This is a genomic window from Pseudomonas sp. FSL W5-0203 (assembly GCF_001896155.1).
GTDB classification, from domain to species: Bacteria; Pseudomonadota; Gammaproteobacteria; order Pseudomonadales; family Pseudomonadaceae; genus Aquipseudomonas; species Aquipseudomonas paracarnis.
In genome coordinates, this window is the sequence record NZ_MPOR01000002.1 from 137,972 (window position 1) to 155,347 (window position 17,376).

Sequence of the window (17,376 nt, forward strand, 5' to 3'; positions counted from 1 at the left end):
GTTACTCGGGAAGACTGTCGTCCTTGAACTGGTCCTTCACGTACTTGATTTCGGTACGGCCGTGGGGCGCCGGCAAACCGTCTTCGCCCAGGTTGACGAAGACCATTTTTTCCACGGTCAGGATGCTTTTGCGCGTGATCTTGTTGCGCACTTCACAGGTCAGGGTGATGGAGGTGCGGCCGAACTCGGTGGCAGTGATGCCCAGTTCGATGATGTCGCCCTGGCGTGAAGCGCTGACAAAGTTGATTTCCGAGATGTACTTGGTGACCACGCGCTGGTTGCCGAGCTGGACAATCGCGTAGATGGCCGCTTCTTCGTCGATCCAGCGCAGCAAGCTACCGCCGAACAGAGTGCCGTTGGGGTTGAGGTCTTCGGGTTTTACCCATTTGCGGGTGTGGAAGTTCATGGTCACTCCAAAGCGTCTTGCGAAATGATGGGCAACATCATGGCAGAGCCCAGGCCCAAGCTCTATGAGCCATTGCCTATCAACCCCATGCGCGATCTTCATTGCCACCGACAGAAAGGCTTGGGAAGTGCCACATACACGGCTATAATCGCCTCCGTTTCAAAACGGTCATCTTCGATTGATACCGTTCTCCCGCCACCTGTCCGAGGGGCGCTGCAGCAGGTTAAACCTGTCAGGCTCGGATGGGGCGTTGTCCGGCCTGGTTGCCTTGGCCTGATACTAAACGCACAACGGCGCCCATTCGCACACTACGAATGGAGGCTCTCTATGAGCGCTGTAATGACGCCTGCTGATTTCAATGACTACAAAGTCGCCGATATGTCCCTCGCTGCCTGGGGCCGTCGCGAAACCTTTATCGCCGAATCCGAAATGCCGGCCCTGATGGGCCTGCGTCGCAAGTACGCCGCTGAGCAGCCGCTCAAGGGCGCCAAGATTCTCGGCTGCATCCACATGACCATCCAGACTGCCGTGCTGATCGAAACCCTGGTTGCCCTGGGTGCCGAAGTGCGTTGGTCGTCGTGCAACATCTTCTCGACTCAGGACCAGGCCGCTGCCGCTATCGCTGCTGCCGGTATCCCGGTATTCGCCTGGAAAGGCGAGACTGAAGAAGAGTACGAGTGGTGCCTGGAGCAAACCATCCTCAAAGATGGCGCGCCTTGGGATGCCAACATGATCCTGGACGACGGCGGCGACCTCACCGAGTTGCTGCACAAGAAATACCCGCAGATCCTCGACCGCGTCCACGGCGTGACCGAAGAGACCACCACCGGCGTACACCGCCTGCTGGACATGCTGGCCAAGGGCGAGCTGAAAATCCCGGCCATCAACGTCAACGACTCGGTGACCAAGAGCAAGAACGACAACAAGTACGGCTGCCGTCACAGCCTGAACGATGCGATCAAGCGCGGCACCGACCACCTGCTGTCGGGCAAGCAAGCCCTGGTGATCGGCTACGGTGACGTGGGCAAGGGTTCGTCCCAGTCCCTGCGTCAGGAAGGCATGATCGTCAAGGTCTCCGAAGTTGACCCGATCTGCGCCATGCAAGCCTGCATGGACGGTTTCGAAGTGGTTTCGCCGTTCATCAACGGCCAGAACGACGGCACCTCCGCCTGCATCGACGCAGCCCTGCTGGGCAAGATCGACCTGATCGTCACCACCACCGGTAACGTGAATGTGTGCGATGCGAACATGCTCAAGGCCCTGAAGAAGCGCGCCGTTGTCTGCAACATCGGTCACTTCGACAATGAAATCGACACAGCTTTCATGCGCAAGAACTGGGCATGGGAAGAAGTGAAGCCGCAGGTACACAAGGTTCACCGTACCGGCGCTGGTGATTTCGACCCACAGAACGACGACTACCTGATCCTGCTGGCCGAAGGCCGCCTGGTGAACCTGGGCAACGCCACTGGTCACCCAAGCCGCATCATGGATGGCTCGTTCGCCAACCAGGTGCTGGCGCAGATCTTCCTGTTCGAACAGAAGTACGCCGACCTGTCGCCCGCCCAGAAAGCCGAGCGCCTGACCGTGGAAGTACTGCCCAAGAAACTCGACGAAGAAGTGGCCCTGGAAATGGTCCGCGGCTTCGGCGGCGTCGTGACTCAACTGACCAAGACCCAGGCCGACTACATCGGCGTGACGGTTGAAGGTCCGTTCAAGCCGCACGCTTACCGCTACTGATCGGCCTTGCTGGCGCCGGCTCTTCTGTGGGAGCCGGGCTTGCCCGCGATGCAGACGCCTCGGTGTTCCAGTAACACCGAGCTGATGCTATCGCAGGCAAGCCAGCTCCCACAGAAAGCCAGGCACCCGCATCGATTGCGTATGCCTTCCAGGCTTTCGAGTTTCCAAGGGTATTACCATGTCCCAAGACCGTCGCTACAGCTTCGAGTTCTTCCCGACCAAGACCGATGCTGGACATGAAAAACTGATGGCCACTGCCAAGCAGTTGGCCAGCTTCAACCCTGACTTCTTCTCCTGCACCTACGGCGCTGGCGGTTCGACCCGTGATCGCACGATCAACACCGTGTTGCAGCTGGAAAGTGAAGTCAAAGTTCCCGCCGCTCCGCATCTGTCCTGCGTGGGCGACAGCAAGGCCGACCTGCGTAGCCTGCTGACCCAATACAAAGCCGCCGGCATCAAGCGCATCGTTGCCCTGCGTGGCGACCTGCCATCGGGTATGGGCATGGCCAGCGGTGAGCTGCGCTACGCCAACGACCTGGTGAGCTTCATCCGCGAAGAAAGTGGCGATCACTTCCATGTCGAAGTAGCCGCTTACCCGGAGATGCACCCCCAGGCGCGCAATTTCGAAGACGATTTGCAGAATTTCGTGCGCAAGGCCAATGCCGGTGCCGACAGCGCAATCACCCAGTATTTCTTCAACGCCGACAGCTACTTCTACTTTGTCGAGCGAGTACGGGCGATGGGCGTGAACATCCCAATCGTGCCGGGCATCATGCCGATCACCAATTACAGCAAGTTGGCGCGCTTCTCCGACGCCTGCGGCGCCGAGATCCCACGCTGGGTGCGCAAGCAACTGGAAGCCTATGGCGATGACGTCAAAAGCATCCAGGCGTTCGGCGAGCAGGTTATCACCGAGATGTGTGAGCAATTGTTGCAAGGTGGTGCGCCAGGGTTGCATTTCTATACCCTGAACCAGGCTGAACCCAGCCTTGCCATCTGGAACAACCTCAAGCTGCCACGTTAACGCTTGACCGGTTGTACCAAGGCCCTCGTTCTGACGAGGGCCTTTGTCGTTTTACGTTACCCACGGAACCCCGCAGTCCATGAATACAGTGCCCCCGACGTCCCGCCCGCAACTGGTTTACCTGGTCTTCGGCGCCGACACCTACCATCAGGAAGCGGTATTCAGCATCGCCAGCGCACTGGCGTTCCTGCAGGACACACCGGATGCGAACATCGACATCCAGGTATTCAGCGACAACCCCGAGCCCTATCGCTTGCTGCCGGTGCGCGTGCGCCCACTGGACGAAGCCACCCGCAAACGCTGGAGCGAGCCCCACGGTTATCACTTTCGCACCAAGCACGTGGTGCTGCGCCAAGTCCTGCAAGAATCCCCCGTGGCGCTGCTGATCGACACTGACACCTTCTTCCATCATTCGCCCAAGGCCCTGTTCGAACGCGTAGAGCCCGGCACCCTGCTGTGCAACGCCTTTTACACCAAGTACGGCGACAACCACGAAAGCATCCTCTACACCGCCCTGCGTCAGCGCCTGCTGGACATGGGCGTGGCCGACGATGACATGATGACCCTCAACTCCGGCGTCATGGGCCTGACCCAACAGGATGCGCACATCCTCGACCGCTCCATCGAGTTGATGGATGAACTGTTCCCCCATGCCCAAGGCGCCTACACCCTGGAAGAGTTCTGCCTGTCGATCGCCGCCTACCGTACCGTAAAGGTGCGCGAGTGCCCGGACCTGATCCACCATTACTGGAGCCGCAAACAGCTGTTCCGGGCCAAGGTCAAGGCGTGGATCGCCAAGCACGCGAGCGCCCCCACCAGTGCGCAGGCCCTGGCCGATACGCGTCAGGTCTCCTCGCACCTGCCGCGCCCGCCGCGTTTGCAACGCTTGATGTACAAGCTGATCACCCTGCTGCTGCCCAAGCACCAGCAACAATTCATCCGCGAAATCCTTTACGGCTGCTACGAACACGAAAACGAGTTCGACCAGGCCTGCGGTCCGGTCTGGTGGGACAAGGCCCGACAAAACCAGGAAGAACGCCAGAAGCGCCCGCTTGATGCACACCAGTTGGAACACTGGTTTGCCAACCCCCTGGTGCGCCTGATTCTGGGCGAGCGCCGCGCCGCGATCCACGAACACCTGCTGAACGCTCCCGCGAAGTAAGACCGCCCGCCAATGCGCGTGCCAGAGCTTCTCTTTCTTCGGGGAGCGTCGTAACCTCAGGCTATGCCCGTCCTCTTCAAGCTGTTGACCGCTGTGTTTTTTTCTTGCCTGAGCCTAGCCGCTCATGGCGAGAAACTGCGCATTGTCACCGAACCCTGGGCGCCCTATGTCTACGAAGACAACGGCACCATGGCCGGCCTGGATTATGAAACCACAGTGATCGTGTTCCAGCGCCTGGGGGTGGAGGTGCAATGGCAGTTCCTGCCCTGGAAGCGCTGCCTGGCGATGCTCGACCAGGGCCACGCCGACGGCGCGCTGGATATCTTTCACAGCCAGGAGCGCGACGCGTTGCTGCTCTATCCCAGCGAGCCGTTGTCGGAAGTCGAATTCGTTTTGTTCTATGCCAACGAACGCCCTCACCCCGCCGCCACGCTCGACGACCTGCGCGGCCTGACGGTTGGCGTTTCACCTGGTTACCTTTATGGCGACGCGTTCAGTGAGGCCAACACCTTCCAGCGCGAACCCGCACCCAGCCATGAAGCCAACTTTGGCAAACTCATGCTGGGGCGCGTCGATATGGTGGTGACTGACCGGCGCGTGGGGCACCACGTGCTCAAGGCCCTGGGCCTGGAAGGTAAAGTCAGCCAGGCATCGGTGGTGGTCAGCCGCCAGCAGCAATTTCTTGCGGTACGCCGTGGCGCAGGCATGGACCTGCTGGTGCAACGCTTTGCCGCCGAGCTCAAGCGCTTCAAGCAAGAGCCCGCCTATGCCACATTGAGCGCCAAATATGGGCGGATGCACGAGCAAACAGCCCCCATACCAGCCCCCGAACACGCCGTTGAGCAGCAGGAAAGCAGCGCGCGGTGATTGCTCTGTTATACTGCGGCCTTTCCGCCAGGCTTACGCCCGGCCGCTCGGGTCTTGAAAACGGCACCCAACCCAGCTACTGCGCAGCTTTGCAGCCCGCGCGAGCCGATGGAGTGCCCGCCAGACACAGCAGGACCGGACGGGGTTGCGCTCCCCTAAGCGCCATTCACGCCCGGCAAGATTATCCCTTTGGGCCAAGCCCTAACTAAAACAGGATTACTCATGTCCTTTGCTTCCCTCGGTCTCTCCGAGGCTTTAGTCCGCGCCATCGAGGCAGCGGGCTATACCGAGCCTACTCCGGTGCAACAGCGGGCCATTCCCGCCGTGTTGCAAGGTCGCGACCTGATGGTTGCGGCTCAGACAGGTACTGGTAAAACCGGCGGTTTCGCCCTCCCGATCCTGGAGCGGTTGTTTCCCAACGGTCACCCGGACAAATCCCAACGTCACGGCCCGCGCCAACCGCGCGTACTGGTCCTGACCCCAACCCGCGAACTCGCAGCCCAAGTGCACGACAGCTTCAAGCTGTATGCCCGCGACTTGAAGTTCGTCAGCGCCTGTATCTTCGGCGGCGTCGGCATGAACCCACAGGTTCAGGCCATGTCCCGTGGTGTCGACGTGCTGGTAGCCTGCCCGGGTCGCTTGCTCGACCTGTGCGGCCAAGGCAGCGTCGATTTGTCCCACGTGGAAATCCTCGTGCTGGACGAAGCCGACCGCATGCTCGACATGGGCTTTGTCCATGACGTGAAAAAAGTCCTCGCCCGCCTACCGGCCAAACGGCAGAACCTGCTGTTCTCGGCAACGTTCTCCCAGGACATCACCGCCCTGGCCGGCAAGCTGCTGCATAACCCAGAACGCATCGAAGTCACGCCGCCGAACACCACGGTCGAGCGTATCGAGCAACGCGTGTTCCGCCTGGCCGCCAGCCACAAGCGCTCGCTGCTGGCGCACCTGATCACCCACGGCGCGTGGGAACAGGTGCTGGTGTTCACCCGTACCAAGCATGGCGCCAACCGCCTGGCCGAGTACCTGGACAAGCACGGCCTCACCGCCGTCGCCATCCACGGCAACAAGAGCCAGAACGCACGCACCAAAGCCCTGGCCGACTTCAAGGCCGGCAGCGTGCGTATCCTGGTGGCCACCGATATCGCCGCACGCGGCCTGGATATCGACCAATTGCCACACGTGGTCAACTTCGAGCTGCCAAACGTTGATGAAGACTATGTGCACCGTATCGGCCGTACCGGCCGTGCCGGTCGTTCGGGCGAGGCCATTTCGTTGGTCGCGCCGGATGAAGAAAAGCTGCTGAAAAGCATCGAACGCATGACCAAGCAGAAAATCGCCGATGGCGACCTGATGGGCTTTGATGCCAGCGCCGTGGAGGCCGAGAAGCCAGAAGCGCGCGAGCGTCCAGACGTGCGCAACCCGCGCAACCCACGCGGTCCGAAGGGCGATGGCCCGAACGGCGGCGGTGGTGGCGGTGGTCGTCGCGACAAAGGCAAGGACAAGGGCAAGGAAAAAACCGCGAGCAGCAGCCGTGGCGAACGCCCGGCCCGTGAGCAGAAGCCCCGTGAAGGCACCCCGGCCCGCGAACAGCGCCAGCCGAGCCAGCCACCACGCGCCGCGGCCGACCGCGCCCCGGACGAGTTCCTTGACGACGATATCGATAACTTCGGTAACCGCGTCGACTACGTGCCCCAGGCCAAACCGGCCCAGGGCCGTGGCCGTCGTCCAGGGGCTCCGGCCCAGGGCGCAGGCGCTCCACGTAGCGGCCAGCCACAGGGCGGTCGCCAGAACGCCCCGCGCAACAGCAGCGGCGGCACCACTGGCACCCCGCCTGCCAAGCGCAGCGGCCCGCGTAATGGCGCACCGCGTGACGGCCAGGCCCGTCGCGAAGATTCACGCAGCAACAACCGCCGCCCTGCCCGTGACGATCAGCCTCGCTCGTCCGAGCCTGCAGTACAAAACCCACGGGGTGGCCCGGCGCCGAAGATCATCCACAAGGAGTCGAAAGCGGATCGCTTCCCGACACCTGAGCAGTTGGATCAACTGCCAGGCCGCCCTCGTGGTGAGAAACCAGCGCTGCTGACTCGCAACCGCGAAGCATAAAAAAAACCCGTATCGTGAGATACGGGTTTTTTTTGCCTGTAGGAGCTAGCTCGCGAAGGTCGTCAACGATAACGCGGGCATCCTGGTTTAACGCGGTGTCCTTGCGACCTTCGCGAGCAAGCTCGCTCCTACATACGAAGCATTACTTCGCTTTCACACCCTCAAACGTGATGTACAACTGCACGTTGTCAGACTGTGGACCTACGTCCATGCCGTCCTTGTTGAATTCCTTGCGGCTGATGTTGGTGGTGCCTTCGAAACCGGCACGGTAGCCGCCCCATGGATCCTTGCCTTCGCCCAGGAACGTGGCTTTGACCAGGATCGGCTTGGTCACGCCGTGGAAGGTCAGGTCCCCGGTCACATCAGCAGTCAGCTTGCCATCAGCATTTTTGCCAGTTGGCTTGACGCTGGTGGAAACGAACTTGGCATCAGGGAATTTACCCGACTCCAGGAAGTCCTTGCTGTTGACGTGCTTGTCGCGCTCGGCGTGGTTGGAGAACACGCTGGCAGTACGCACGTTGACTTCAATCTTGGCGTCTTCGGGCTTGGCGGCGTCAAAGCTGAACTTTCCATCCAGGTCCTTGAAGGTACCGGTGATGTAGCTGTAGCCCAGGTGGCTGATTTTGAAATCGACGAAGGCGTGCTGGCCTTCCTTGTCGATCACGTAGTCAGCGGCCATCGCCGAACCTGCGGACAGCAGGGCAGAACCGATTGCCAGCGCAGCGAGTGTTTTTTTCAACATGCTTTCTATTCCTTGTGAGTCGAGGTTGAACATCAGGCTTTGCGTCCCAGCATTCGCGCAAGGGTCGCATCACGATCGATAAAATGGTGTTTCAGGGCCGCCACGCCGTGCAAGCCGGCGAAGACCACCAACACCCAGGCCAGGTACAGGTGCACCCAACCCGCGGTATCTGCCTGGTCCGGTAGACCGGAAACCACGGCAGGAATTTCAAACAGGCCAAACACCGGGATACCGACACCGTCTGCGGTGGAAATCAGGTAACCGGCAATCATCACGGCAAACAGCCCGACATAAAGGAACGCGTGCCCAAACGCGGCGCCGATCCGCGTCATGCGGCTATAGCTGGCCAGTGGTGGCGGCGGCGGGCTGACCAGGCGCCAGACGATCCGCACCAGCATGATGGCGAACAGCGTGATGCCAATGCTCTTGTGCAAGTCGGGCGCATCTTTGCGCCAGGCGCTGTAGTAATCGAGACCGACCATCCACAAGCCCAGGGCAAATAAACCGAACACCACCAGGGCTACGCCCCAGTGCAGAACCATGCTGACCCAACCATAGCGGGCCGGCGAATTACGTAGCTGCATGTACTTAATCCCGTAAGAACTGTGCCCAAGACTAGCGCTTTACCTATCGAATTAAAGCGGAAAATTTTGCTTTGAAATATCGAGAAATACGATAAAGAGGCTAGGCATCATAAATTAACAAGGGATTAAGACTATCCCTGGGAAACGTGACAGACCGTCCTGCATTTACTCCGAATTTCCCCACAATGGCTTGTGACCCGAGCCACCATTGCATAGGCTTGCGCGATTGTTTCGCCTGTGCCCGCCGCAGGACCGCTTCGAGGAGATCACCGATGGGCTTGAACAACCAGTGGATGCAACGCGACCTCGCGGTGCTGTGGCATCCCTGCACCCAGATGAAAGACCACCAGCAACTGCCGCTGGTGCCCATCAAGCGCGGTGAAGGCGTATGGCTGGAAGACTTCGAAGGCAAGCGCTACCTCGATGCCGTCAGTTCCTGGTGGGTCAACGTATTCGGCCACGCCAACCCACGGATCAACCAGCGTATCAAGGATCAGGTCGATCAGCTGGAGCACGTGATCCTCGCCGGTTTCAGCCATCAACCGGTGATCGAGCTGTCCGAACGCCTGGTCGCGATGACGCCCGAAGGGCTGACCCGCTGCTTCTACGCCGATAACGGTTCGTCCTGCATCGAAGTGGCGCTGAAGATGAGCTTCCACTACTGGCTCAACCGCGGCCAGCCGAACAAAAAGCGCTTCGTCACCCTCACCAACAGCTACCACGGCGAAACCATCGCCGCGATGTCGGTGGGCGACGTGCCGTTGTTTACCGAGACCTACAAGGCGCTGCTGCTCGACACTATCAAGGTGCCGAGCCCGGACTGCTACCTGCGCCCCGAAGGCATGAGCTGGGAAGAACACTCGCGCACCATGTTCCTGGCGATGGAACAGACCCTGGCCGACCATCACGACACCGTTGCCGCCGTCATTGTCGAACCGCTGATCCAGGGCGCCGGTGGCATGCGCATGTACCACCCGGTGTACCTCAAGCTGCTGCGCGAAGCCTGCGACCGCTACGGCGTGCACCTGATCCACGACGAAATCGCCGTGGGCTTCGGCCGCACCGGCAGTATGTTTGCCTGTGAACAAGCCGGCATCCGCCCGGACTTCCTGTGCTTGTCCAAGGCCCTTACCGGCGGTTACCTGCCGCTGGCCGCGGTGGTTACCACGGAAGACGTCTACAGCGCGTTCTACGATGACTACCCCACACTGCGCGCCTTCCTGCACTCCCACAGCTACACCGGCAACCCGCTGGCCTGTGCGGCGGCGTTGGCAACGCTGGATATCTTTGAAGAAGACAACGTCATCGAGAACAACAAGGCCCTGGCCCAGCGTATGGCCACCGCCACCGCGCACCTGGTGGACCATCCTCACGTGTCGGAAGTGCGCCAGACCGGCATGGTGCTGGCCATCGAGATGGTGCAGGACAAAGCCACCAAGGCCGCCTACCCGTGGCAGGAGCGCCGTGGCCTGAAGGTCTTCGAGCACGCGCTGGAGCGCGGTGCGCTGCTGCGGCCGTTGGGCAGCGTGGTGTATTTCCTGCCGCCTTATGTAATTACCCCCGAGCAGATCGACTTTCTGGCCGAGGTGGCCAGCGAGGGGATCGATATCGCCACCAACAGCAAGGTCAGTGTGGCGGTGCCGAAAGATTTCCATCCAGGCTTCCGTGATCCGGGTTGATTGCCTAAATCCTTGTAGGAGCGAGCTTGCTCGCGAAGGCATTCCAGGCGCGCCGCTGCGCCTACATAAACTTCTTCAGAGAACAGAAATGCGACTGTCCCGCTTTTTCACCGACACCCCGCTGAGCCTCGGCGATCACGAACTGCCCGAAGCCCAGGCGCATTACATCAGCCGTGTGTTGCGCATGGGTGAAGGCGATGCCGTGCAACTGTTCGACGGCTCTGGCCAGGAGTTTAGTGGCACCTTGCTGGAAGTCGGTAAAAAACGCGTCACCGTGCAACTCACCGATAGCTTTGCCGGCCAAGCCGAATCGCCCCTGCATATTCACCTCGGCCAGGGCCTGTCCCGGGGCGAGCGCATGGACTGGGCGATCCAGAAGGCCACTGAATTGGGCGTCAACGCGATCACACCGATCTTCAGCGACCGCTGCGAGGTACGCCTCAAGGACGAACGCGCCGACAAGCGCTTGCTGCACTGGCGCCAGGTGGCAATCAGCGCGTGCGAGCAATGTGGGCGCTCAACGGTGCCGGTGATTCACCCTCCGCTCTTGCTGGCAGACTGGCTCAAGCAAACCGAGGCGGACTTGAAGCTGGTGCTGCACCCGGTGGCAGAGCCGATGATCAGCCACGCCAAGCCATCGAGCCTGGCGTTCTTGATCGGTCCCGAAGGGGGGCTCACCGATAATGAAGTCGCGACCGCCCAAGACGCCGGCTACCACGCCGCTCGCCTCGGCCCGCGGGTGTTGCGTACCGAGACCGCCCCCGTCGTCGCACTCTCCGTCGCCCAACAACTCTGGGGCGACTTCTAACCTCCCCCTGTAAACCCAATCAACTGTGGGAGCTGGCTTGCCTGCGATAGCGGTGTTTCAGGCAGTTAATTTACAACTGACAGACCGCTATCGCAGGCAAGCCAGCTCCTACAGTTTTATCGGGTTACCCAAGGCTTACTCCACTGGGTCACTCACCGGCTTGGCGATGATCGCTTTCAACTCGCTGGTCATCGGGAACTCCAGGTTCAAGCCCTTGGGCGGAATCGGCTGCTCGAACCAGCGCTGGTAAATCCCGTTGATCTCTCCCGAGCGGTACAGCTCGCCCAGGGTTTCGTTGACCACCGCGAGAAACTGCGGGTCATCCTTGCGCACCATGCAGCTGTAGATCTCCCGCGACTGCTCCTCGCCGACCACCACCCAGTGATGCGGGTCCTTGGCCTTGGCACGCTCGCCGTAGAGCAACGCGTCGTCCATATAGAACGCTACGGCCCGGCCAGTCTCGAGCATCTTGAACGCTTCGCCATGGTCCTTGGCGCTGATCACGAACATATTGGCTTTGTGTTCAGCGTTATAACTTTTGAGGAAGCGCTCATTGGTGGTGCCGGCAGTGGTCACCACATTTTTGCCCGCTAGGTCGGCAAAGCCTTTGATCCCGCTGTCCTTGGCCGTCAGCAACTGGCCTTTTACGTAGATAAACCCGTAGGAGAACGCCACTTGCTTCTGCCGTTCAGCCGTCACGCCGGTTGAGCCGCATTCCAGATCGACAGTGCCGTTCTGCACCAGCGGGATGCGGGTTTGGGACGTCACCAGGTTGTATTTCACCTTGAGGTCGCCCACTGAGGTTTTCTGCTGGATACGCTCGACAATCTTGTTTGCCAGGTCCACCGAGTAGCCCATCGGTTTACCACTGCTATCCCCCACGTAGGAAAACGGCACCGACGCATCGCGGTAGCCCAGGGTGATGGACTTGGCGCTGGCGATCTTGCTCAAAGTGCCCGCCAGCGGCGCTTCGGTTGCATGCGCCTGCGCGCCCCACAAAAGGCCCAGGGTGCAGCCGGTCAACAGGATCTTTTTCATTGTTATTCTCCGTTGGTCTTTGAGGTTATTTACGTACTGCAATCACGCTGATTTCCACCAGCACACTCGGCCGCGCCAGCTCTGCTTGCAAGGTAGTGCGCGTGGGCGCCATGCCTGGCGAGAGCCATGCGGACCAGACATCATTCATCGGTGCAAAACCGGCACCGATGTCCTTCAGGTAAATCGTGGCGTTGAGTAAGTGATCCTTATCGCTGCCCGCCTCGGCCAACAGCGCGTCGATCCTGGCCAGCACTTGCCGGGTCTGAGTAGCCACATCCAGGCCGTCGCCCGGTACCTGGCCCGAAAGGAACACTAGGTCCTTGAACGTCACGGCGCCGCTGAGTCGTTCGTTGCTATTGATTCGGGTAATGGTCATGGCTGCATCCTCAAGCGGCGCGGGGCGTCAGGCCCTGCATATCAATGGAAGGGGGGCGCTGGTCGATCAGCTCGGCCAGCAGTTGGCCGCTGCCGCAGGCCAGGGTGAAGCCCAGTGCGCCATGCCCCAGGTTCAGCCACAGGTTGCGGTAGGCGCTGGCACCGATCAATGGCACGCCCGTCGGTGTTGCCGGGCGCATACCGGCCCATTCGACCGCCTGGGTGTAGTCACCGGCCAAAGGAAACGTTTCCAGCGCCTGACGCTTTATCAACGCCAGGCGCTTGGGCTCAAGACGCGCATCAAAGCCGACAATATCCACCATGGCCGCGATCCGCAGTTGCTCACCTATGCGTGCATAGACGATCTTGCGGTCGTAGTCGGTGATGCTTACGTTCGGTGCTTTGTGCTGCTCGCCGATCGGCACGCTCAGGCTGTAGCCCTTGAGCGGATACAGCGCCAGCGACAAGCGCGGCAATGCCAGCTCGGCACTGCGATGCCCGGCAGCCAATACCAGTTGATCGACCGGCATCACTTCATGGCCCAACTCGATGGCCTGCACCGCACCGTCGGCGTGACGAACCCCGGTAACCTTGCGCCCCAGCAAAAATGTGCAACGCCCGGACGCTTCCAACCTGGCGGCCAGGCGTTGGCAAAAGGCATGACAGTCCGCAACTTCTTCACTGGGCGTATAGATGCCTCCGACAAAATCCCGCGCCGCCAAGGAAGGTTCCAGGCGCTGGCAGTCGGCCATCGACAGTACCTGCTGCTGCAGGATGTCTGTGACGTTGGCGCGCGCACGCTCAAAGGTCCCGGCATTACGGAAGGTCACCAGCTTGCCGTTGCACCGCCAGTCGAAGCCGTCCAGCCGATCGTCGACACGCCATTGCTGCAAGGTGCCTTGGCTCAGGCTCGCCAGCCGCAGCAAGTGGGCAGCGTTGCGCTTGTTCACCGAGCCCCGGCATGCGCCGACGAATGCAGCCATCCAGCGCCATTGCCGGGGGTCGAGGCGAGGGCGCAGCTTGAGCGGAGAGTCCCCACGCAACAGCCACCCCATCGCCTGCAGCGGTACGCCCGCGTCGGCCAGCGGTGCAACATAGCGATAGGACAGCTGCCCACCGTTGGCGAAACTGGTTTCGCTCCCCAGGGTGTCACGGGCGTCTATCACCGTGACCTCGTGGCCTGCCCGCACCAGTGCGTAAGCACTGGCCAGGCCGATGACCCCACCACCGATGATGCAAACCTGCCTCGCCATCCCAGCCCCCGACCGTTGATTAACTGAAGGCCAAGCGTAGGCGCAGGTGACAGGCCACCGACAATGAATAAAGATGGGTCACCTATAAACAAAGGTTATGGACCTGCCATGCGCTTGCGTCATATCGAAATCTTCCAGGCCATTCGTCAGACTGGCTCGATCAGTGCCGCCGCGCAGTTGCTGCGCGTCTCGCAACCGGCGGTGACCAAAGTGTTGCAGCACGCCGAATTGCAGCTGGGCTTTGCGCTGTTTCTGCGTGTACGCGGCAAATTGCAACCCACGCCGGAAGCCCTGGCGCTGGAACGCGAAGTCGAGAAAGTCACCGAGAGCTTGCAAGGTGTACGGCGCCTGGCCAAGAGCCTGCGCCGCGCCCCAGGGCAAAGCGTACGCATTGGTGCGATACCCGCGCTGGCCCTGTCGCTGCTGCCTCCAGCGATTCTGGAATGGAAGCGCGAATACCCCGACATGGCTTGCGAGCTGTCCAGCGACCATAGCCGTGAGCTGGTCCAGAAGCTGTTAATGCGCGAAATCGACCTGGCGCTGACCCTCAATTTTTCCGGACATCCGGGGTTGACCACACAGGTGCTGGCCAATGGCGTGCTGGTTGCATTGGCGTCCAAGGGCTATTGGTCGGCGGCTGAAATCAACCGGCCATTGCCACTGAGCGAACTGGCGGGCGCGCCATTGATCGGACTCTCCAGTGCCGATCCGCTGGCGACCAAGCTGGACAGCTACCTGGAGAACGTTGATCCACCGCCACGGGTGACCATCTCGGTGCAAACCTATTCCCTGGCCCGGGCGATGGTGGAGTCCGGCGCCGGCTTGACGGTGATCGACCCCTTTACCGCCCTCGGCGCATCGACGGCCACCACCTGTATCCGCACCCTCACGCCCCCCCTGCCGATCACCCTCTACGCCCTGACCCGCGGCGATGAGCCACCGCCGCATATGCTGGCCAAGCTGCTGCAGATTTTCGGCAATCGTGCCTGTGAGTTGCTCGAGCGCCTTTAAAGAGCAGCCACCAGCATTCACAGCACGTAATGCATGATCGCCACAAAATGCAGGAGGCTGCCGCCAATCACAAACAAATGCCAGATGCCATGGGAATGACGCAGGCGATCTTCCAGGGCAAAAAAGATGATGCCCACGGTGTACAACACCCCACCCGCGGCCAACCAGATAAACCCTGCCGTGCCCAGCGCCGCGATCAGCGGCTTGACCGCCACCAGCACGATCCAGCCCATTACCGCGTAGATCACGATGGACAGAATCCGCGCCTCCGAGCGCGGCTTGATCTCTTGCAGGATGCCAATCACCGCCAGCCCCCACACGATCCCGAACAGCGTCCAGCCCCACGGCCCGCGCAGGCTTACCAGGCAGAACGGTGTGTAGCTGCCGGCGATCAACAGGTAGATCGAGAAGTGATCGACCTTCTGCATGATCTCTTTTCGCCGCCCCCGCACGCTGTGGTACACCGTCGACGCGCTGTACAGCACCATCAGGGTAAAACCATAAATCGCCACGCTGACGATTTTCCAGGGGCTGCCGTCCAGGCTCGCCACCACCAACATCCACACGGCGCCAATACACGCCGCGACTGCACCGAGCAAATGGCTCCAGGCGTTGAACCGTTCCCCGTGATACATCTATCGTTGACCTCCCCTCACCGTTGACGACTGTCGGCAAGCCTCCAGTCTTGCGTATCAGAGTGCAAGCGGCGTGTGACGTTCCAGCGACGAGGGCCGCGTTTGCAGGCACAATCGAGCGCAATCGAACAAGAGCCCAAGGCCATGCTGATCGACGAAGAATTCACCCTCAAAAAGCTGGAGATCTTCCTGGCGTTCATGCGCACCGGCAACCTGGCCCGCGCGGCCGCCGAGTTGCAAACCAGCAATGTCAGCGTGCACCGCGCCATTCACTCCCTGGAAAGTGCCCTGCGCTGCCCGCTGTTCAAACACGAGGGGCGCAACCTCACCCCGCTGGAAAGCGCCTACGTGCTCGAAGAGCGTGCGCAAAAACTGGTGGCCGACGTGGTCGACAGCGTGCGCCTGACCCGCGAAGCCGCCGGGTTCTCGGCCGAACGCTTCAAGCTCGGCTCGCTGTATTCGCTGACGGTCAAGACCGTGCCGCAGTTGATCATGGGTCTGAAAATCAGGCGCAGCGAACTCAATATCGACCTGATCCTGGGCTCCAACTTCGACCTGCTCTACAAGCTCAAGAACATGGAGGTGGACGCGATCCTCATCTCCCTCGACGAACACGCCCACGACCCCGACTGCGAGCAAATCGCGCTGTTCAGCGATGACATCTTCCTCGCCACCCCGGCCGATTCGCCCCTGGACCGAGATCAGGAAATCGACCTGGCCGACGTGCGCGATGCCACCTTCATCACCCTCACCCAGGGCTTCGCCACGCATCAGGACGGCAACCGGGTGTTCCATCAGGCCGGGTTCGAGCCGAAGGTTGCGATGCAGGTGAACGATATCTTCACCTTGCTGAGCATGGTCAGCTCGGGGGTGGGTTATGCGCTGCTGCCAGGACGTATCGCAGCGGTGTATGAGAACCGCGTGAAGCTGATACCGCTGCAGCCCAGGTATCGGTTGCAGCAGCAGATCGGTGTGGTGTTTTTGAAAGCCAAGGAGCGCGACCCGAACCTGCTGGCGTTGTTGGCAGAGTGTCGGATGTATGCCAATCGCCAAAGCTGAGGACGATTGCTCCCACGCTCTGCGTGGGAGCGCAGCTTAGGACGCTCCGCGTCCGCTTTTTGACCGTGACGCAGAGCGTCACAAGAGGCGTTCCCACGCGGAGCGTGGGAACAATCATCCCCCGTCAGCCCACCAACCCACGCATCAGCAAAAACAACAACGACGGCCCCAACAAACACCCCAGCGCCGTATAGAACGCCGCCGTCAGACACCCATAAGGCACCAGCTTCGGATCAGTCGCCGCCAGGCCGCCCGCCACACCGCTGGAGGTGCCCATCAAGCCACCGAAGATCACCGCGCTGCGTGGGTTGTTCAGCCCGATCAGCGGCGCTACGAACGGCGTCATCACCATCACCAGAATGGCCTTGATCAACCCCGCGGCAATGGACAGCGCCATCACCTCGGAGCTGGCCCCAATCGCCGCACCGGTCACCGGGCCGACGATATAGGTCACGGCCCCGGCACCGATGGTGGTGAGGCTCACCGCATCGGTGTACCCGAACGCCATCGCCACCCCGACCCCGGCAACGAACGACGAGCCCACGCCGACAAACAGCGCCAGTACACCCACGTAGCCGGCGCGTTTGAGCTCATCGACACTCACGCCAAACGCCGTGGCGACAATGGCAAAGTCGCGCAGCATCGCACCGCCCAGCAGGCCGATGCCCGACAACAGTGGAATATCCACCACGCCCTTGGAACCACCGGTAAACGCACCGCCCACATACGACAGTGCCAACCCCAGTAGAATGGCAATGGCCGAACCATGCAGGCGGCCCTTGGTGAAGGTATCGGAGATCCAATAAGACACCCACATGGTCAGGCCGATCACGGCGAAACCACTGATCAAGCCGTAGCCGGTGATCACTTTCATCATCGATTCGTACATG

17 protein-coding genes and 1 riboswitch are annotated in these 17,376 nt (G+C 60.9%); of the genes, 9 read left to right on the forward strand and 8 right to left on the reverse strand.

What is annotated here, in order from left to right; all coding sequences use genetic code 11:
• Nucleotide 1: 1 nt before the first annotated feature.
• On the reverse strand, nt 2-406 hold the full coding sequence (locus tag BOP96_RS02845) for an acyl-CoA thioesterase (protein WP_003194988.1): 405 nt from the start codon (nt 404-406) through the stop codon (nt 2-4).
• Between the two features lie 199 nt (nt 407-605).
• A riboswitch (S-adenosyl-L-homocysteine riboswitch) is annotated at nt 606-712 on the forward strand.
• A gap of 21 nt (nt 713-733) precedes the next feature.
• On the opposite strand from BOP96_RS02845, the gene ahcY reads away from it, so the two are divergent.
• From ahcY to BOP96_RS02870, 5 genes are all read left to right on the forward strand, one after another.
• On the forward strand, nt 734-2,143 hold the full coding sequence (gene ahcY, locus BOP96_RS02850) for an adenosylhomocysteinase (protein ID WP_003194990.1): 1,410 nt from the start codon (nt 734-736) through the stop codon (nt 2,141-2,143).
• A 178-nt stretch (nt 2,144-2,321) separates the two neighbouring features.
• Nucleotides 2,322-3,167 (forward strand): methylenetetrahydrofolate reductase [NAD(P)H], encoded by an 846-nt coding sequence (gene metF / locus BOP96_RS02855; RefSeq protein WP_014720294.1) that lies wholly within the window; start codon nt 2,322-2,324, stop codon nt 3,165-3,167.
• A gap of 79 nt (nt 3,168-3,246) precedes the next feature.
• Nucleotides 3,247-4,329 carry a hypothetical protein gene (locus tag BOP96_RS02860; protein WP_073451789.1) on the forward strand — a complete coding sequence of 361 codons (1,083 nt, stop codon included), beginning with the start codon at nt 3,247-3,249 and terminating at the stop codon, nt 4,327-4,329.
• A gap of 63 nt (nt 4,330-4,392) precedes the next feature.
• Complete coding sequence (locus BOP96_RS02865; RefSeq protein ID WP_014720296.1) at nt 4,393-5,196, forward strand: substrate-binding periplasmic protein; 804 nt, start codon at nt 4,393-4,395, stop codon at nt 5,194-5,196.
• Nucleotides 5,197-5,418: 222 nt separating this feature from the next.
• Nucleotides 5,419-7,302, forward strand: coding sequence for a DEAD/DEAH box helicase (locus BOP96_RS02870; RefSeq protein ID WP_014720297.1), 1,884 nt, complete (start codon nt 5,419-5,421; stop codon nt 7,300-7,302).
• A gap of 142 nt (nt 7,303-7,444) precedes the next feature.
• Here the strand turns inward: BOP96_RS02870 and BOP96_RS02875 are convergent, their stop codons facing one another.
• Together BOP96_RS02875 and BOP96_RS02880 are read right to left on the reverse strand one after the other, a co-directional pair.
• Complete coding sequence (locus BOP96_RS02875) at nt 7,445-8,044, reverse strand: YceI family protein (protein WP_014720298.1); 600 nt, start codon at nt 8,042-8,044, stop codon at nt 7,445-7,447.
• Nucleotides 8,045-8,076: 32 nt separating this feature from the next.
• Complete coding sequence (locus tag BOP96_RS02880; RefSeq protein WP_014720299.1) at nt 8,077-8,628, reverse strand: cytochrome b; 552 nt, start codon at nt 8,626-8,628, stop codon at nt 8,077-8,079.
• Nucleotides 8,629-8,900: 272 nt separating this feature from the next.
• Here BOP96_RS02880 and BOP96_RS02885 point away from each other — a divergent pair, with 272 nt between their 5' ends.
• Nucleotides 8,901-10,307, forward strand: a complete 1,407-nt coding sequence (locus BOP96_RS02885; protein WP_019817735.1) for an adenosylmethionine--8-amino-7-oxononanoate transaminase — start codon at nt 8,901-8,903, stop codon at nt 10,305-10,307.
• A gap of 88 nt (nt 10,308-10,395) precedes the next feature.
• Nucleotides 10,396-11,115: a 16S rRNA (uracil(1498)-N(3))-methyltransferase gene (locus BOP96_RS02890; protein WP_014720301.1), complete on the forward strand. Its 720-nt coding sequence runs from the start codon at nt 10,396-10,398 to the stop codon at nt 11,113-11,115.
• Between the two features lie 135 nt (nt 11,116-11,250).
• Here BOP96_RS02890 and BOP96_RS02895 read toward each other — a convergent pair whose 3' ends face one another.
• The 3 genes from BOP96_RS02895 to BOP96_RS02905 are packed head-to-tail and all read right to left on the reverse strand — an operon-like array spanning nt 11,251 to nt 13,781.
• The gene (locus BOP96_RS02895) at nt 11,251-12,153 is read right to left on the reverse strand and encodes a transporter substrate-binding domain-containing protein (RefSeq protein ID WP_020301902.1); all 903 of its coding nucleotides are present in this window, start codon (nt 12,151-12,153) and stop codon (nt 11,251-11,253) included.
• A 25-nt stretch (nt 12,154-12,178) separates the two neighbouring features.
• Complete coding sequence (locus tag BOP96_RS02900; RefSeq protein WP_014720303.1) at nt 12,179-12,529, reverse strand: RidA family protein; 351 nt, start codon at nt 12,527-12,529, stop codon at nt 12,179-12,181.
• A 10-nt stretch (nt 12,530-12,539) separates the two neighbouring features.
• Entirely contained in the window at nt 12,540-13,781 is a 1,242-nt protein-coding gene (locus BOP96_RS02905; RefSeq protein ID WP_060766827.1) for a D-amino acid dehydrogenase, read from the reverse strand.
• 108 nt (nt 13,782-13,889) lie between these two features.
• On the opposite strand from BOP96_RS02905, the gene BOP96_RS02910 reads away from it, so the two are divergent.
• Complete coding sequence (locus BOP96_RS02910) at nt 13,890-14,792, forward strand: LysR family transcriptional regulator (protein WP_073451791.1); 903 nt, start codon at nt 13,890-13,892, stop codon at nt 14,790-14,792.
• Between the two features lie 17 nt (nt 14,793-14,809).
• Here BOP96_RS02910 and trhA read toward each other — a convergent pair whose 3' ends face one another.
• The gene (gene trhA, locus BOP96_RS02915) at nt 14,810-15,427 is read right to left on the reverse strand and encodes a PAQR family membrane homeostasis protein TrhA (protein WP_020301905.1); all 618 of its coding nucleotides are present in this window, start codon (nt 15,425-15,427) and stop codon (nt 14,810-14,812) included.
• A 144-nt stretch (nt 15,428-15,571) separates the two neighbouring features.
• Here trhA and BOP96_RS02920 point away from each other — a divergent pair, with 144 nt between their 5' ends.
• A complete protein-coding gene (locus tag BOP96_RS02920) occupies nt 15,572-16,486 on the forward strand; it encodes a LysR family transcriptional regulator (protein ID WP_014720307.1) in 915 nt (304 codons plus the stop codon).
• Between the two features lie 124 nt (nt 16,487-16,610).
• On the opposite strand, the gene madM is transcribed toward BOP96_RS02920, so the two are convergent.
• A complete protein-coding gene (gene madM / locus BOP96_RS02925; RefSeq protein WP_003195023.1) occupies nt 16,611-17,375 on the reverse strand; it encodes a malonate transporter subunit MadM in 765 nt (254 codons plus the stop codon).
• Nucleotide 17,376: the final 1 nt, after the last annotated feature.

Bases quoted from the DNA above. Each gene is read 5' to 3' on its own strand.
- BOP96_RS02880 (WP_014720299.1), bottom strand. From the start codon at position 8,628: ATGCAGCTACGTAATTCGCCGGCCCGCTATGGTTGGGTCAGCATGGTT.
- BOP96_RS02885 (WP_019817735.1), top strand. From the start codon at position 8,901: ATGGGCTTGAACAACCAGTGGATGCAACGCGACCTCGCGGTGCTGTGG.
- BOP96_RS02890 (WP_014720301.1), top strand. From the start codon at position 10,396: ATGCGACTGTCCCGCTTTTTCACCGACACCCCGCTGAGCCTCGGCGAT.
- BOP96_RS02845 (WP_003194988.1), bottom strand. From the start codon at position 406: ATGAACTTCCACACCCGCAAATGGGTAAAACCCGAAGACCTCAACCCC.
- BOP96_RS02865 (WP_014720296.1), top strand. From the start codon at position 4,393: ATGCCCGTCCTCTTCAAGCTGTTGACCGCTGTGTTTTTTTCTTGCCTG.
- BOP96_RS02895 (WP_020301902.1), bottom strand. From the start codon at position 12,153: ATGAAAAAGATCCTGTTGACCGGCTGCACCCTGGGCCTTTTGTGGGGC.
- BOP96_RS02870 (WP_014720297.1), top strand. From the start codon at position 5,419: ATGTCCTTTGCTTCCCTCGGTCTCTCCGAGGCTTTAGTCCGCGCCATC.
- BOP96_RS02875 (WP_014720298.1), bottom strand. From the start codon at position 8,044: ATGTTGAAAAAAACACTCGCTGCGCTGGCAATCGGTTCTGCCCTGCTG.
- metF (WP_014720294.1), top strand. From the start codon at position 2,322: ATGTCCCAAGACCGTCGCTACAGCTTCGAGTTCTTCCCGACCAAGACC.
- BOP96_RS02900 (WP_014720303.1), bottom strand. From the start codon at position 12,529: ATGACCATTACCCGAATCAATAGCAACGAACGACTCAGCGGCGCCGTG.
- BOP96_RS02920 (WP_014720307.1), top strand. From the start codon at position 15,572: ATGCTGATCGACGAAGAATTCACCCTCAAAAAGCTGGAGATCTTCCTG.
- ahcY (WP_003194990.1), top strand. From the start codon at position 734: ATGAGCGCTGTAATGACGCCTGCTGATTTCAATGACTACAAAGTCGCC.
- madM (WP_003195023.1), bottom strand. From the start codon at position 17,375: ATGTACGAATCGATGATGAAAGTGATCACCGGCTACGGCTTGATCAGT.
- BOP96_RS02905 (WP_060766827.1), bottom strand. From the start codon at position 13,781: ATGGCGAGGCAGGTTTGCATCATCGGTGGTGGGGTCATCGGCCTGGCC.
- BOP96_RS02910 (WP_073451791.1), top strand. From the start codon at position 13,890: ATGCGCTTGCGTCATATCGAAATCTTCCAGGCCATTCGTCAGACTGGC.
- trhA (WP_020301905.1), bottom strand. From the start codon at position 15,427: ATGTATCACGGGGAACGGTTCAACGCCTGGAGCCATTTGCTCGGTGCA.
- BOP96_RS02860 (WP_073451789.1), top strand. From the start codon at position 3,247: ATGAATACAGTGCCCCCGACGTCCCGCCCGCAACTGGTTTACCTGGTC.